Source organism: Corynebacterium sp. AOP12-C2-36 (genome assembly GCF_052379185.1).
In the GTDB taxonomy this organism is placed as follows: Bacteria; Actinomycetota; Actinomycetes; order Mycobacteriales; family Mycobacteriaceae; genus Corynebacterium.
In genome coordinates this window covers 186,711-200,214 of record NZ_JBQSYJ010000005.1, presented here as the reverse complement: position 1 = coordinate 200,214, position 13,504 = coordinate 186,711, and the positions used below count along the sequence as shown (strand labels likewise).

The 13,504-nt window shown below is 70.4% G+C and carries 12 protein-coding genes; 10 read left to right on the top strand and 2 right to left on the bottom strand.

What is annotated here, in order from left to right:
* The first annotated feature begins 8 nt into the window (after positions 1 to 8).
* The 10 genes from rplC to rpsQ are packed head-to-tail and all read left to right on the top strand — an operon-like array spanning position 9 to position 4,849.
* On the top strand, positions 9 to 665 hold the full coding sequence (rplC, locus tag ACT3UN_RS06350) for a 50S ribosomal protein L3 (protein ID WP_441583039.1): 657 nt from the start codon (positions 9 to 11) through the stop codon (positions 663 to 665).
* Positions 662 to 1,327 carry a 50S ribosomal protein L4 gene (gene rplD, locus ACT3UN_RS06345; protein ID WP_441583040.1) on the top strand — a complete coding sequence of 222 codons (666 nt, stop codon included), beginning with the start codon at positions 662 to 664 and terminating at the stop codon, positions 1,325 to 1,327. Before rplC ends, rplD begins: the two co-directional genes overlap by 4 nt.
* Complete coding sequence (rplW, locus tag ACT3UN_RS06340) at positions 1,324 to 1,629, top strand: 50S ribosomal protein L23 (protein WP_444614782.1); 306 nt, start codon at positions 1,324 to 1,326, stop codon at positions 1,627 to 1,629. Before rplD ends, rplW begins: the two co-directional genes overlap by 4 nt.
* Before the next feature lie 38 nt (positions 1,630 to 1,667).
* Positions 1,668 to 2,510, top strand: coding sequence for a 50S ribosomal protein L2 (gene rplB, locus ACT3UN_RS06335; protein ID WP_444656779.1), 843 nt, complete (start codon positions 1,668 to 1,670; stop codon positions 2,508 to 2,510).
* 15 nt (positions 2,511 to 2,525) lie between these two features.
* Positions 2,526 to 2,804 (top strand): 30S ribosomal protein S19, encoded by a 279-nt coding sequence (gene rpsS, locus ACT3UN_RS06330; protein WP_014010890.1) that lies wholly within the window; start codon positions 2,526 to 2,528, stop codon positions 2,802 to 2,804.
* Between the two features lie 2 nt (positions 2,805 to 2,806).
* Positions 2,807 to 3,172: a 50S ribosomal protein L22 gene (rplV, locus tag ACT3UN_RS06325; protein ID WP_038546287.1), complete on the top strand. Its 366-nt coding sequence runs from the start codon at positions 2,807 to 2,809 to the stop codon at positions 3,170 to 3,172.
* Positions 3,172 to 3,915 (top strand): 30S ribosomal protein S3, encoded by a 744-nt coding sequence (rpsC, locus tag ACT3UN_RS06320; RefSeq protein WP_038546290.1) that lies wholly within the window; start codon positions 3,172 to 3,174, stop codon positions 3,913 to 3,915. Before rplV ends, rpsC begins: the two co-directional genes overlap by 1 nt.
* 3 nt (positions 3,916 to 3,918) lie before the next feature.
* On the top strand, positions 3,919 to 4,335 hold the full coding sequence (gene rplP / locus ACT3UN_RS06315; RefSeq protein WP_444656778.1) for a 50S ribosomal protein L16: 417 nt from the start codon (positions 3,919 to 3,921) through the stop codon (positions 4,333 to 4,335).
* Positions 4,335 to 4,568, top strand: coding sequence for a 50S ribosomal protein L29 (rpmC, locus tag ACT3UN_RS06310; protein WP_441582747.1), 234 nt, complete (start codon positions 4,335 to 4,337; stop codon positions 4,566 to 4,568). The genes rplP and rpmC overlap by 1 nt, the downstream gene beginning before the upstream one ends.
* On the top strand, positions 4,568 to 4,849 hold the full coding sequence (gene rpsQ / locus ACT3UN_RS06305) for a 30S ribosomal protein S17 (RefSeq protein WP_441582746.1): 282 nt from the start codon (positions 4,568 to 4,570) through the stop codon (positions 4,847 to 4,849). Before rpmC ends, rpsQ begins: the two co-directional genes overlap by 1 nt.
* Positions 4,850 to 5,040: 191 nt before the next feature.
* On the opposite strand, the gene ACT3UN_RS06300 is transcribed toward rpsQ, so the two are convergent.
* Both ACT3UN_RS06300 and ACT3UN_RS06295 read right to left on the bottom strand, forming a co-directional pair.
* The gene (locus ACT3UN_RS06300; RefSeq protein ID WP_441582745.1) at positions 5,041 to 6,654 is read right to left on the bottom strand and encodes a (2,3-dihydroxybenzoyl)adenylate synthase; all 1,614 of its coding nucleotides are present in this window, start codon (positions 6,652 to 6,654) and stop codon (positions 5,041 to 5,043) included.
* The gene (locus tag ACT3UN_RS06295) at positions 6,651 to 13,463 is read right to left on the bottom strand and encodes a condensation domain-containing protein (protein ID WP_444656777.1); all 6,813 of its coding nucleotides are present in this window, start codon (positions 13,461 to 13,463) and stop codon (positions 6,651 to 6,653) included. Before ACT3UN_RS06295 ends, ACT3UN_RS06300 begins: the two co-directional genes overlap by 4 nt.
* Positions 13,464 to 13,504: the final 41 nt, after the last annotated feature.

The following is a 13,504-nucleotide window of genomic DNA, read 5'->3' as shown; positions in this document are numbered from 1 at the left end:
ACTGAATTATGAGTGAAAACGAGATCAAGGGCATCCTGGGCAAGAAGCTCGGCATGACCCAGATCTTCGACGAGGACAACCGGGTCGTTCCGGTCACCGTCGTCGAGGCTGGGCCGTGCGTCGTCACCCAGGTGCGCACCAAGGACATCGACGGCTACGACGCCGTCCAGATCGCCTACGGCGACATTGACCCGCGTAAGGTCAACAAGCCGCAGGCCGGTCACTTCAAGAAGGCCGGTGTGACCCCGCGCCGCCACTCCACGGAGATCCGCGTCGACGACGCGTCCTCCTACGAGGTCGGCCAGGACATCACCGCAGAACTGTTCGGCGACGTCACGTTCGTTGACGTCACCGGCACCTCCAAGGGCAAGGGCTACGCCGGCGCCATGAAGCGTCACGGCTTCGCCGGTCAGGGCGCCTCCCACGGTAACCAGGCCGCTCACCGCCGCGTCGGTGGCATCGGCGCCTGCGCCACCCCGGGCCGTGTCTTCAAGGGCACCCGGATGGCAGGCCGCATGGGCAACGAGCGCGTCACCCTGCAGAACCTGAAGGTTGCAAAGCTGGACGTCGAGTCCAACCTGCTCCTCATCAAGGGTGCCATCCCCGGAGTTAACGGCGGCATCGTGACCGTCAAGACCGCAGTGAAGGGCGGTGCACACGCATGAGCAACCTGACTCTCAACGTCCAGACCGCCGACGGTGCCACCAACGGCTCGGTCGAGCTGCCCGCGTCCATCTTCGACGTGGAGCCGTCCGTTCCGCTGATGCACCAGGTCGTCGTGGCCCAGCTGGCCGCGAAGCGCCAGGGCACCCACGCCACCAAGACCCGCGGCGAGGTCCGCGGCGGTGGTCGTAAGCCCTTCCGCCAGAAGGGAACCGGTCGCGCCCGTCAGGGTTCGATCCGCGCCCCGCACTACACCGGTGGTGGCACGGTCCACGGCCCGCAGCCGCGTGACTACGACCAGCGGACCCCCAAGAAGATGAAGGCCGCCGCCCTGCGCGGTGCCCTCACCGACCGTGTCCGCAACGAGCGCATCCACCTGGTGGACGAGCTCGTCGCTGGCCAGACCCCGTCGACCAAGGCCGCGCGGACGTTCATCGAGCGTCTCACCGACCGGAAGTCCGTCCTGGTCGTCCTCGGCCGCGAGGACGTCACGGCGTGGAAGTCGGCCAACAACCTGCCGAACGTCCACACCCTGGCCTTCGATCAGCTCAACACCTACGACGTGCTGAACGCAGACGACATCGTGTTCTCCGTCGAGGCGCTCAACGGCTTCATCGCCGTGGCTGACACCGCCAAGGCCGCCGCCAAGGAGGAGGCAAAGTGAGCACCATCGCCGACCCCCGGGACATCATCGTCGCACCCGTCGTCTCCGAGAAGTCCTACGGACTCATGGAGCAGAACGTCTACACGTTCCTGGTGAACCCGGACTCCAACAAGACCCAGATCAAGATTGCCGTCGAGCAGATCTTCGGTGTGAAGGTCGCCAGCGTCAACACCCTGAACCGCGCGGGCAAGCGGAAGCGCTCCCGCACCGGTTACGGTCAGCGCAAGGCCACCAAGCGCGCCATGGTGACCCTGGTCGCCGGCAGCGATCCCATCGACATCTTCGGTGGTGCGACCGCGTAGCGGCCGTGCACACCGACAGGTAAAGAGAGAGCAGAAGTATGGCTATTCGCAAGTACAAGCCGACTACGCCGGGTCGCCGCCAGAGCTCCGTTTCCGAATTCGACGAGATCACTCGTTCGACCCCGGAGAAGTCTCTGCTGCGCCCGCTGTCGAAGACCGGCGGCCGCAACGTCCACGGCCACATCACCACCCGTCACAAGGGTGGCGGCCACAAGCGTCGCTACCGCGTCATCGACTTCCGTCGCAATGACAAGGACGGCATCACCGCCAAGGTCGCGCACATCGAGTACGACCCGAACCGCACCGCGAACATCGCGCTGCTGAACTACGCCGACGGCGAGAAGCGGTACATCATCGCTCCCCGCGGTCTGACGCAGGGCACCGTGATCGAGTCCGGTTCGACGGCCGACATCAAGGCCGGCAACAACCTGCCCCTGCGCAACATCCCCACCGGTACGACCATCCACGCTGTGGAGCTCAAGCCCGGTGGCGGTGCCAAGATGGCCCGCTCCGCCGGTGCCTCGGTGCAGCTGCTGGGTAAGGAGGGCAAGTACGCCATCCTGCGTATGCCGTCCACCGAGATCCGTCGCGTCGACATCCGTTGCCGCGCCACCGTCGGTCAGGTCGGCAACGTCGACCAGATCAACATCCGGTGGGGCAAGGCCGGCCGTATGCGCTGGAAGGGCGTCCGCCCGACCGTCCGTGGTGTCGTCATGAACCCGGTCGACCACCCGCACGGTGGTGGTGAGGGTAAGACCTCCGGTGGTCGCCACCCGGTCTCCCCGTGGGGCCAGCCTGAGGGCCGTACCCGCAAGCCCAATCGTCCGAGCGACAAGCTGATCGTCCGCCGTCGCCGCAGCAACAAGAACAAGAAGCGCTAAAGGAGGTAGTTGAGAATGCCACGCAGCCTCAAGAAGGGCCCGTTCGTCGACGAACACCTCCTCGCGAAGGTGGACGTTCAGAACGACGCCGGCACCAAGAAGGTCATCAAGACCTGGTCCCGCCGGTCAACCATCCTTCCCGATTTCATCGGTCACACTTTCGCCGTCCACGACGGCCGGAAGCACGTCCCGGTGTTCATCGATGATTCGATGGTCGGTCACAAGCTGGGCGAGTTCGCCCCGACCAAGACCTTCAAGGGTCACATCAAGGATGACAAGAAGGGTCGGCGATAGACATGTCTGACACCGCTGTCAACAACGCACGCGCAACCGCCAAGTTCGTCCGGGTCACCCCGATGAAGGCACGCCGCGTCATCGACACCATCCGCGGCAAGTCCGTGGAGGACGCCCTGGCACTGCTGCGCTTCGCGCCGCAGTCGGCTTCCGAGCCGATCGCCAAGGTCGTCGCCTCCGCCGCGGCCAACGCCGAGAACAACTTCGGCCTGGATCCCCGTACGCTCGTCGTCTCCGAGGCTTTCGCCGACGAGGGTCCGACGCTCAAGCGGTTCCAGCCGCGCGCTCAGGGTCGGGCTTTCCAGATCCGCAAGCGCACCAGCCACATCACCGTGGTTGTCGAGAGCCAGAAGGGAAGTGCTCAGTAGTGGGCCAGAAGATCCAACCCCACGGCCTCCGGCTGGGTATCACTTCCGAGTGGCGCTCCCGCTGGTACGCCGACAAGCAGTACGCTGACTACCTCGCCGAGGACATCAAGATCCGCGAGTTCCTGTCGAAGGGCCTCGACCGCGCCGGCATCGCCGACGTCGTCATCGAGCGCACCCGCGACCGGGTCCGTGTGGACATCCACACCGCTCGTCCGGGCATCGTCATCGGCCGCCGCGGCTCCGAGGCCGACCGCATCCGCGGTCAGCTGGAGAAGCTCACCGGCAAGCAGGTGCAGCTCAACATCCTCGAGGTCAAGAACATCGACGCGAACGCTCAGCTGGTGGCACAGTCCATCGCCGAGCAGCTGAGCAACCGCGTGGCATTCCGCCGCGCGATGCGCAAGGCCATCCAGTCCGCGATGCGTCAGCCCGAGGTCAAGGGAATCAAGGTCGTGTGCTCGGGTCGTCTCGGCGGCGCCGAGATGGGCCGCACCGAGCGTTACCACGAAGGTCGCGTTCCGCTGCACACCCTGCGCGCCGAGATCGACTACGGCACCTACGAGGCCCACACCACCTTCGGACGCATCGGCGTCAAGGTGTGGATCTACAAGGGTGACGTCGTCGGCGGTCGCCGGGAGTCCCTGCAGAACGCACGCGACGAGCGTCCGCGCCGCAACAACCGCGAGCGTCCGCGCCGCGGTGGTGCCCGGCGCCAGCGCGCAGAGCAGAAGCAGGAGGGTTAACCCGTGCTTATCCCCAAGCGCACGAAGTACCGTCGCCAGCACCGTCCGCACCGTTCCGGTGTGTCCAAGGGCGGTAACCGGGTGACGTTCGGCGAATACGGCCTGCAGGCCCTGGAGCCGACCTACATCACCAACCGTCAGATCGAAGCTGCCCGTATCGCCATCAACCGCCACGTCAAGCGTGGTGGCAAGGTGTGGATCAACATCTTCCCGGACCGTCCCCTGACCCAGAAGCCGCTCGGCGTGCGTATGGGTTCCGGTAAGGGCCCCGTGGAGAAGTGGGTGGCAAACGTCAAGCCCGGCCGCATTCTCTTCGAGATGGACTACCCCAGCGAGGAGATCGCTCTCGAGGCGCTCCGTCGTGCCGGCAACAAGCTGCCCTGCAAGGTGCGCATCGTGAAGAAGGAGGATCAGTTCTGATGGCTACCGGAACCCCGGCTCACGAATTCCGCGAGCTCAACAACGAAGAACTGACCACCCGTCTCACGGAGGCGAAGGAAGAGCTGTTCAACCTGCGCTTCCAGTCCGCCACCGGTCAGCTGTCCAACAACCGTCGACTGGGCACCGTGAAGCGCGACATCGCCCGGATCTACACCGTCCTGCGCGAGCGCGAGCTCGGACTGTCCACCGTCCCCGGTGGTGAGGACGCATAATGAGCGAGGCTACTGTGAGCAACGAGAACACCAAGGGCGCACGCAAGGTCCGCTCCGGATACGTCGTGTCCGACAAGATGAGCAAGACCATCGTGGTCGAGCTCGAGGACCGCAAGAAGCACGCCCTCTACGGCAAGATCATGCGCGCGAACTCCAAGGTGAAGGCGCATGACGAGAACGAGACCGCCGGCGTCGGCGACCTCGTCCGCATCGAGGAGACCCGGCCGCTGTCCAAGGACAAGCACTTCCGTCTCCTGGAGATCATCGAGAAGGCCAAGTAGTCCCTCCCCAGGGATCACGAACCTCTTGACGCGATAGACCCCCGCACCCCGGTTCATTCCGGGTGGCGGGGGTTTCGTGCGTTCCGGGGGAAGGTCCGGTGGGCCAGGGCGACAGGCCGACCCCGCGCGGCGTGCCGGATCCGGTCCCCGCGTGCCGAGCGAGGACCGGATCCGGTACGTGACGCGGGGTTCTACCCGGCCTGCTGGGCCTTCTTGCTCACCTTGCCCACGCCGGTGACGGGGAACTCGTCGACCACGTCGATGACGTCCGGCACCGCGAAGCTCGCCAGCCCCTGTTCGCGCACGTACCTCTTGAGTGCCCCGGCCTTCAGCGGCTCCGTGGCCTCGGAGCGGGGGATCACCAGGGCCCGGATCTTCTCGCCGAGCACCTCGTCCGGCACACCGACGACGGAGACGTCGTGCACGCCGGGGTGGGTGAGCAGCACGTTCTCGACGGCCTCCGGGGCGATCTTCTCACCACCGCGGTTGATCTGGTCCTTGGCGCGTCCGACCACGGTCAGCGTTCCGTCGACGAAGACCACGATGTCGCCGGTGCGGTAGTAGCCGTCCTCGGTGAAGGAGCGGGCGTTGACCTCGGGGGCACGGTGGTACTGGCGGATGGTGTACGGCCCGCGGGTCAGCAGGTTTCCGGGCGTGCCGGTGGTTACCTCCCGGTCCTCGTCGTCGACGACCAGTATCTCGTCGTACGGGCTCATCGGACGTCCCTGGGTCGCCACGATCTCCTCGATTCCGGCGTCCAGCGGGGTGTAGTTGACCAGGCCCTCGGCCATGCCGAAGACCTGCTGGAGGTTCCAGCCGAGTTCGGGGCGCACCCGCCGGGCGGCTGCCTCGGAGAGTTTCGCCCCGCCGACCCACACGGTGCGCACGCTGGAGATGTCATGGTCGTCGCGGTCGGGGTAGTTGAGCAGGCTGATCAGCGCCGGGGGTACGAGCGCCAGGTGGGTCACGCGGTGGCGTTCGATCAGGGGCAGGACCTCGGTGGGCAGGGGACCGTCGGCGAAGACGATGGTCGCGCCGACCTGCACGGCCCCGAGGATGCCGGGGGAACTCATGGTGAAGTTGTGGGACGCCGGCAGGGCGACGAGCAGGACGTCGTCGGCGCGCAGGTCGCAGACGTCGATGGAGGCGCGGACGGAGTAGAGGTAGTCGTCGTGGGTGCGCGGGATCTGCTTCGGCACGCCGGTGGTCCCGCCGGAGAGCTGTAGGAACGCCAGGGACTCCGGTGACGCCGGCGTCATTGGCGCATCCCGCGGCGCATCCCCCGTAACAGCCTCGACAACATCCCAGGGCTCCGTGGCGCGCTCGTCGACGAGCACGGTGGCGACGGTGCGTCCGTCGTCGAGCGGGCGGGCCAGGTCGTCCTGCACGCGGGAGAGGTGCTTGTTGGGGCGTGACGTGCCCACGTAGTGGGCGGCGGGGGCGTGGCCGGCGAAGTGGCGGACCTCGGAGGAGCCGTGGGCCGGCAGGGCGAATACGGGGACGGCGCCCAGGCGCCACAGCGCGAAGATGGTCTCCAGGTAGGCCACGCTGTTCGGCAGCTGGACGACGACCCCGTCGCCGGGGCCCACGCCGGCGTCGGCGAGGACGCTGGCGGCGCGGGCCACGCCGTCGTCCAGTTCGGACCAGGTCAGTGACCGTGTGGCGTCGACGGCGGCGGTGGCGTCCGGCCGGGCGTCCACGGTGCGGCGGAAGAGGTCCCAGTGGGTGTCACCGGTCCAGACGCCGAGCTCGCGGTAGTGGGCTGCGGCGTCGGCGGTGAATCCGTTTGCGAGTGTCTCGTTCATGCCAGTGTCTCCTTCTCGGCGGTACGGGCGGTGAGGGCGGTAGCGACGGCGGGGGCTATGGCGTCCCACCCGTCGTCGGTGACGAGTCCGGCGTGGGTCGTGTCCAGGGACAGGACGTCCGGCTCGTGGGGTAGTGCGTCGCGCCAGGCGGGCGCGGGGTCCCAGACGATGCCGGGTCGTTCGTGCTCCGCAAGTCGCTCGTCGGCGCTGGTGGCGACGACGACCTGGAGCCGTCCGGTGAAGCCGCCGAGGTCCACCGGCGTGGCCGAGCGCATCAGCCGGTCGCAGTAGGCGAGGTTGGCCAGCAGCGTGTCCGTGCCGGCTGTCGCGTCGGTGTCGGTCCCGGTGAGTGCCCGCAGCTGGTCGTCGCTGTAGTCGGACGCTGCGGGAGCGTCGGTCATGGCAGGTCCCGTGCCGGCCGGGTAGGCGTCGAGGACGCCGAGGTAGCTGACCTCCTCGCCGCGGCGCAGCAGTTCGGCGACCATCGCCTGGGCGACGAGCCCGCCGAAGGAGTAGCCCAGCAGCCGGTAGGGCCCGTGGGCCTGGACCGACTGCACCGTGTCGACGTAGCCGGCGGCGAGCGCCTGCACGTCCTCGACGTCGGGGTGCGGGTCGGGCAGCTGCAGCCCCGTCACCGGAATGCCTGTGCCGTCTGTACCGTCTGTACCGCTGTCGCCGGTGAGTCGCGTGGCCAGCCCCCGGAAGGGAAGTGCCAGACCGCCGGCGGGGTGGACGCAGAACAGCGGCGTCCCGTCGCCGGAGCTCAGGGGGAGGACGCTGCGGCTGGCGTCGGTCCCGGTGTCGGTCTCGACCGCGGTGTCGGCGTCGGACGTCCCGGCGAGGCGCGCGGCGAGGGCGGCCGGCGAACCGGTCTCCACGATGTCCTGGATGGTCACCGTGGCGAGCCCGCCGGTGCCGTCGCGGCGCAGGCGCCCGAGCAACCGCATGGCCAGCAGGGAGTGCCCGCCGATGTCGAAGAAGTTGTCGTGGACGTCCACGGCGTCCACCCCGAGCAGGTCGGCCATCAACGCGGCCGCGGTAGAAGCAACGGCAGAGTCTGCAGAGTTGGCAGAGCCGCTTCCGTCGCCATCATCCTCGCTGGTCGCGACGGTGGACGCCTCGACCGCAGCCTCCGGTGCCTCGCCCGTGGTATGGGCGACCCAGGCGGCGGGCAGGGGGTCGAGGACGTCACCGACGGTGTGCTCCGCGCCGTCGGTCAGCACCTCGAGCGCCGACCGCAGCGTCCCCGCCGCCTGCTCGACGAAGGCCTCGTCGATCAGGTCGGGGCGGTGCGCCAGCACCACGCGTGGGACGTCGCCGGGTGGCACCACCAGCGACAACGGGAAGTCCGTCATCCCGTCGGCGTGCACCGCGGCGACCGTCACCCGGTCCTGTGCGCCCGATGCGTCCTGCAGCGACGGGAAGTTGTCGTAGACCACCAGCGTGTCGAAGAGCGGGCCCACCCCGGCGAGCTGCTCGACGTGCACCAACGGGGTCGAGGCGTGGTCGGTCATCCCCGCCTGGCAGTGGCCGACGGCGGTGAGCAGCTCGGCCAGCCGGTCCGTCCGGCGCAGCGCGACGCGCGCCGGCAGGGTGTTGATGAACAACCCGACCGTGTGCTCCACGCCCTCGAGCTCGGTCGGACGGCCCGACACGGTGGTGCCGAAGACCACGTCCTCGCGTCCGGACAGCCCCGCGAGGGTGAGCGCCCACGCGGCCTGCAGCAGCGTATTGGGGGTCACGCCGGCCCGTCGGGCCGCGGCGGTGAGGTCCTCGGTGAGTGCGTCGGACGCCCCGGCGATCTCCCGCACCTGCTCGCGGGGAGCCTCGGCGGTGGTCCCTGGCGCCAGCTCGCGCACCAGGGTGCCGCGGTCGAGGCCGTCGAGGTGGGCGCGCCAGGCGTCGTCGGCGTCGCGCGGATCCTGTTCGGCGAGCCAGTCGAGGTAGGTGGCGTAGGACGCGGCGCGCGGCAGCGGCTCGTCGTGGTAGATCGCCAGCAGGTCGCGCAGCATCACCGGGGTCGACCACCCGTCGGTGAGCAGGTGGTGGTTTCCCAGCACCAGGCGCGCGGAGGGGGCATCTCCGTCTGTGCCGTCTTCACCGTCCGGCAGCAGGACCAGCGTCGCGGTGACCAGCGGTCCGCGGGCGGTGTCCACGCGGCGGTGCGCGGTGGAGCGCAGCAGCTCGTCGGCGGCGCGCAGCGCGTCCTCGCGGGAGAATCCGCGCAGGTCCACGGTGCGCCACGGCAGCTCGGCCGCACGCGGGACGACCTGCACCGGGCTGTGGTGCGTGGTGGTGTCGAACCGGGCGCGCAGCTGGTCGTGACGCTCCAGCACGCCGGTGAACGCGCGGTGCAGACGGTCCGGGTCGACGGTGCCGCGCAGGTCCACACCGGCGGCGAGCACGTAGCCGTCGCCGCCGCTCACGGCGTGGTAGAGCAGCCCCTCCTGCAGCGCGGAGAGCGGCCTGACGTCGGCCAACGGGCCGTGGTCCTGCTCCCAGGTGTCGATCGTGTCCTGGCTGACCCCGCCGTGCCGGGCGAGGGTGACGTCGCCCCGGGACGCACCGCCGTCGCTCGTGCGGGCGTGGACGGCCAGGTCGGTGAAGGCGCGGGACGCCCGGTGCGCCAGTGCGTCGTCGCCGGCGAGCACCGTGTCGGTGTCGCCGACGACCAGCAGCGGTGCGTGCGCACTGTGCCCGGCCGGGACCATGCGGGTGTCCCCGCAGGTCACGGTGATGGCGGCCGGTTGCGTTGATGCCGTGTGACCACGGTGTTCCTTGGCGTGCAGCAGTGCCGCCCGCTCGTGACCGGGCAGGGCAGGAAGGGCGGGGACGCGGCGCACGGTGCTCAGCGCCCCGATCACCCGGGAGGAGTCGGAGGAGTCGGAGGCGTCGGCGGCGTCGGCGGCGCGGCTCAGCACGTCGACGGGCCCGCCGGTGGCCAGCAGCGCCGCGGCGACCGCCACGTCCTCCCGCCGGGTCCGGTACAGCCCGGCGAGCCGGTCGAAGACCCCCGGGGCGTCCGCCAGGGTGGTGCGGTGCGTGGTCACCGGGGTGACTGCACTCTCCGGGTCCGGAGTGACCGCCGCGGCCCGCCAGGAACCCGTCGTCGCGGGGAGCGCGCGCCCGGACGGTGCGGCGGCGAGGTCGTCCAGCAGGACGCCGACGGACGCTGGGTCGGACACCGCGGCGTCGACGGCGACGCGCAGCGTGGTCGAGTCGGCGGCGGGCGGGGCGATCCGCCAGACAACCCCGGAGGTCGGTGAGACCGACCCGGCGAGTTGCTCACTGCCGAGCTCCGCCGGGGCGATGATCGCCTCGGCGGCCACCAGCGGCACGCGCGGAACCACGAAGCGAGGCGCACCGGCGGTCGAGGTGTCGAGCACGGCACGCAGCGCACCGTGGGTGTTCATCATCGTGGTCACCGCGTCCACGAGTCGGTCGTGCAGCTGCACGGCCGGCAGGTGAGCGACATCGAGGTGGCCGAGCAGTACCGGACGTGTGCCGGTGACCACGGCGGTGGGCACGGCCCCGGTGTCGTAGCGCACCGCGGTGTCCGCCACCGTGTCGTCGTTCGACGACTCCTGCCGGACGACACGGGCCGATTCCTCCCGGGCGGCGCCGGCGGCCCCGGCGACCCGTCCGACCCCGGCGACCCGTCCGGCCCCGGCGGCGACGTCGGCCAGCTCGACTCCGGTGAGAAGGTCCTTCGCCTGGACCACCAGGCCGCGTTGGCGCAGCCGTCCGGCGACGGTGAGCGCGCCGATGCTGTCCCCGCCGAGGCTGATGAAGTCCCGGTCGAGGTCGACGGTGGTGTCTGCACCGGTGTCGGGGGTGCCGAGGGTCTCGGCGACGACCTCGGCGAGGAGGCGCTCGGCGTCGGTGCGGGCAGGACGTGCCGACGCCGGTCCGTCCTCCCCGGTGTTCCCGGCCTGTTCGGCGCCGGTGGCGTCCTGAAGGGCACGGCGGTCGACCTTGCCGCCGACGGTCAGCGGCAGCCGGTCGTGCACCAGCACCCGGGTGGGCACCAGGTGGCCGGGGACGGTGGCCGCCATGTCCGCGCGGACCTGGGAGGGGGATGTCGTGCCCTCGGTGGTGACGTGCGCGATGAGCTTGAGCGCACCGGGCTGCCCGAACGTGCCCACGGCGGCGCCGGTGACCTGCGGCAGCGCCAGGAGGGCGGCCTCGACCTCGCCGGGTTCCACACGGTGGCCGCGGATCTCCAGCTGGTTGTCGACGCGGCCGAGGAAGTGGTGCGCACCGCCGGCGGCCGGCACCCACCGCACCAGGTCGCCGGTGCGGTAGCGGCGCTCACCGTCCACCGTGTCGAAGGCGGCGGCGCTCTGCTCCGGCAGGCCCCGGTAGCCCAGGGCCACCTGCGGGCCGGCGAGGAAGAGTTCGCCGGTCTCGTGGTCGGGGACGATCTCCCCGTCGGTGTCGAGGATCTGCGCGGTCATGCCGGGAACGGGGCGTCCGATGGTCACCGGGCCGTCGGTGATGCGGGCGGCCAGGGCGTCCACGGTGGTCTCGGTGGGGCCGTAGACGTTCCACGCCTGGAAGTCGCGGGTGCGCGCCAGGGTGGCGAGCCGGTCCCACAGCGACTGCGGGACGGCCTCGCCGCCGAGGATGACGGTGGAGACCTCGGCGTCGTCCAATGCGCCGGAGTCGATGAGGGCGCCGGCGAGTGAGGGGGTGGCGTCGAGTACGTCGATGCCGTCGTCGGCCAGGGCGGTGCGCATCGAGGCCGGGTCACCGACGACGTCGGTGGGGTAGAGGTGCACGGTCGCGCCGGTGAAGATCCAGGACAGCTGGTCGATCGCGGCGTCGAAGGAGAACGACGCGGTGTGGGCGATGTGCAGTTCCCGTGCGGGCTGCGCCGAGCGCGCACGCGACCAGGCGTCCGGGTAGAGACCGGTGCGGTGCCCGGCCAGCAGGGCCTCCACGGCGGTGCGGGTGACCTGCACGCCCTTCGGCGTCCCGGTCGTTCCCGAGGTGTAGAGCAGGTACGCCAGGTCGGGTGTGACGTCGCCGGACGCACAGCCAGTGGTGCGGACGCCGGATTCGTCGATGACGGCGACGGCACCGGAGTCGGCGAGGATCGCCTCGCGCCGGGCCTGCGGGTGCTCCCGGTCGAGCACGACCACGGCCCGGTGGGCCCGCCACACCGCGAGCAGGGCGACGGCCAGGTCCACGCCCTTGGGCAGGTCCACGGCGACCACCCCGAACTCCCCGTCATCCCCGGTGAGCTGGCTGATCTCGGCGGCGAGCTCGGTGATACGGGTGTGGAGGGACGCGGCGTCGAGGGCGCTGTGCGCGTCGACGAGGCGTCCTGCGCCGGACGCCAGGGCGTCGACGAGTTCGTCGAGGGGCAGGACGTCCCGGGCGTCCGGCAGCGGGTCGCCGGCGCGCCGCCGTGCGGCGGCGTCGGTGAACTCCCGGGTGCGCAGCCGGACGTCCTGCAGGGGGCCCTCGGCGGTGAGCAACGCCCGGACGTCCTGCAGTCGCCGGCGGGCGGTGTCGGCGTCCACGCTCGCCGGGTCGGTCTCGAAGGCGAGGTCGACGCCGCCGTCGGCGGCCGGGGTGACCACGAGCACGAGGTCCTCCGGCGGGCCGCCGGCGACGTTGCGCAGCACACCGGTGGTGCCGTGGAAGTCGAGGGTGAAGTCGAAGGTCTTCAGGTTCAGCCCCACCCCGTGCAGCACCGCCGGGCTGCCGAGGTCGCGGGAGAGCTCGCTGCCGGGGTAGCGCTGGTGGGTGCGCAGGGCGTCCAGGGTGTCGCGCACGGTGGCGGCCAGGTCGGTGACACTTGCGGTCGGGTCGACCGGCAGGCGCAGCGGGAGCATGTTGACCAGCATCGCCGGGGTCCGACGCAGCGGCCCGGAGGTGCGCGCCATCAGCGGCATCGCGATGAGCGCCTCGCCGGAGCCGTCGGGGCCGGTGGGAGCAGGGGAGGTGTGGCCGAGTTTGCGCAGCCAGGCGGCGTAGGCGGCGGTGACCAGGTCGGACCAGGCCAACCCGAGGTCCTCGGCGCGGGCCTTCAACGCCTCGACCTCGGCGGCGGGCAGACGCAGGGTGGTGGTGATGCTGGCGGTGCCGGCGCCGTGGACGAGGTCCTCGCGTCCGGTGGTGGCCGGGGTGGGCGTCATGGTGTCGGCCCAGAAGTCGCGGTCGGCGCGGTAGTCCTCGCCGGCCCGGTAGTCGGTGTCGGCGGCGACTACCTCGGCGACCGGGGCGAACTTGGTGCGGCGGGCGGCACGTCCACCACTCAGCGCGGTGTAGTGGGCGGCGGTGCGCCTGGTCAGCAGGGCCGCACTGTAACCGTCGACGATGATGTGGTGGTACAGCTGTATGCACCACACCTCGTTGACGCCTGTGCCGTTCTCCCCGAGGTCGAGGATGAGGTAGCGGAACAGCGGACCGTCGGTCATGGTGCGCCAGCGCTCCCCGCAGGCGGCCTTCTCCGCGTCGATCACCGCGGTGGCGGTGAGCCGGGGATCCGGCGCGTCGGAGAGGTCCAGGATCTCGGGCAGCACCGCGGCGGCGTCGTCGACGTACTGGCGGGGACCGTCGTCGGTGTCGGTGAAACGCAGCCGCAGGGTCTCCGCCTCGTCGACGGTGAGCCGGACGGCCTCGGCGAGCAGGCCGGTGTCGATGCGTCCGGCATCAGCTTCCGGTCTCAGCTCCAGCACCTCGCCGACCACGTAGTAGGGGGAGGTGGGGTCGAGCTGCTGGGCGTTCCAGATCCCGTGCTGCGCGGCCGTGAGCGGGAGGAGGCCGGCGGTGGAGCCGGGGGACGACGGGTGGGGCACCGGTGGTCCTTTCAGGGTCAGAAGTTGGAGAGGCTTACTTC

Excerpts from the sequence above, each read along its gene's own strand:
- rplC (WP_441583039.1), top strand. The coding sequence starts at position 9 with ATGAGTGAAAACGAGATCAAGGGCATCCTGGGCAAGAAGCTCGGCATG.
- rplD (WP_441583040.1), top strand. The coding sequence starts at position 662 with ATGAGCAACCTGACTCTCAACGTCCAGACCGCCGACGGTGCCACCAAC.
- rplB (WP_444656779.1), top strand. The coding sequence starts at position 1,668 with ATGGCTATTCGCAAGTACAAGCCGACTACGCCGGGTCGCCGCCAGAGC.
- rpsS (WP_014010890.1), top strand. The coding sequence starts at position 2,526 with ATGCCACGCAGCCTCAAGAAGGGCCCGTTCGTCGACGAACACCTCCTC.
- rplV (WP_038546287.1), top strand. The coding sequence starts at position 2,807 with ATGTCTGACACCGCTGTCAACAACGCACGCGCAACCGCCAAGTTCGTC.
- rpmC (WP_441582747.1), top strand. The coding sequence starts at position 4,335 with ATGGCTACCGGAACCCCGGCTCACGAATTCCGCGAGCTCAACAACGAA.
- rpsQ (WP_441582746.1), top strand. The coding sequence starts at position 4,568 with ATGAGCGAGGCTACTGTGAGCAACGAGAACACCAAGGGCGCACGCAAG.
- ACT3UN_RS06300 (WP_441582745.1), bottom strand. The coding sequence starts at position 6,654 with ATGAACGAGACACTCGCAAACGGATTCACCGCCGACGCCGCAGCCCAC.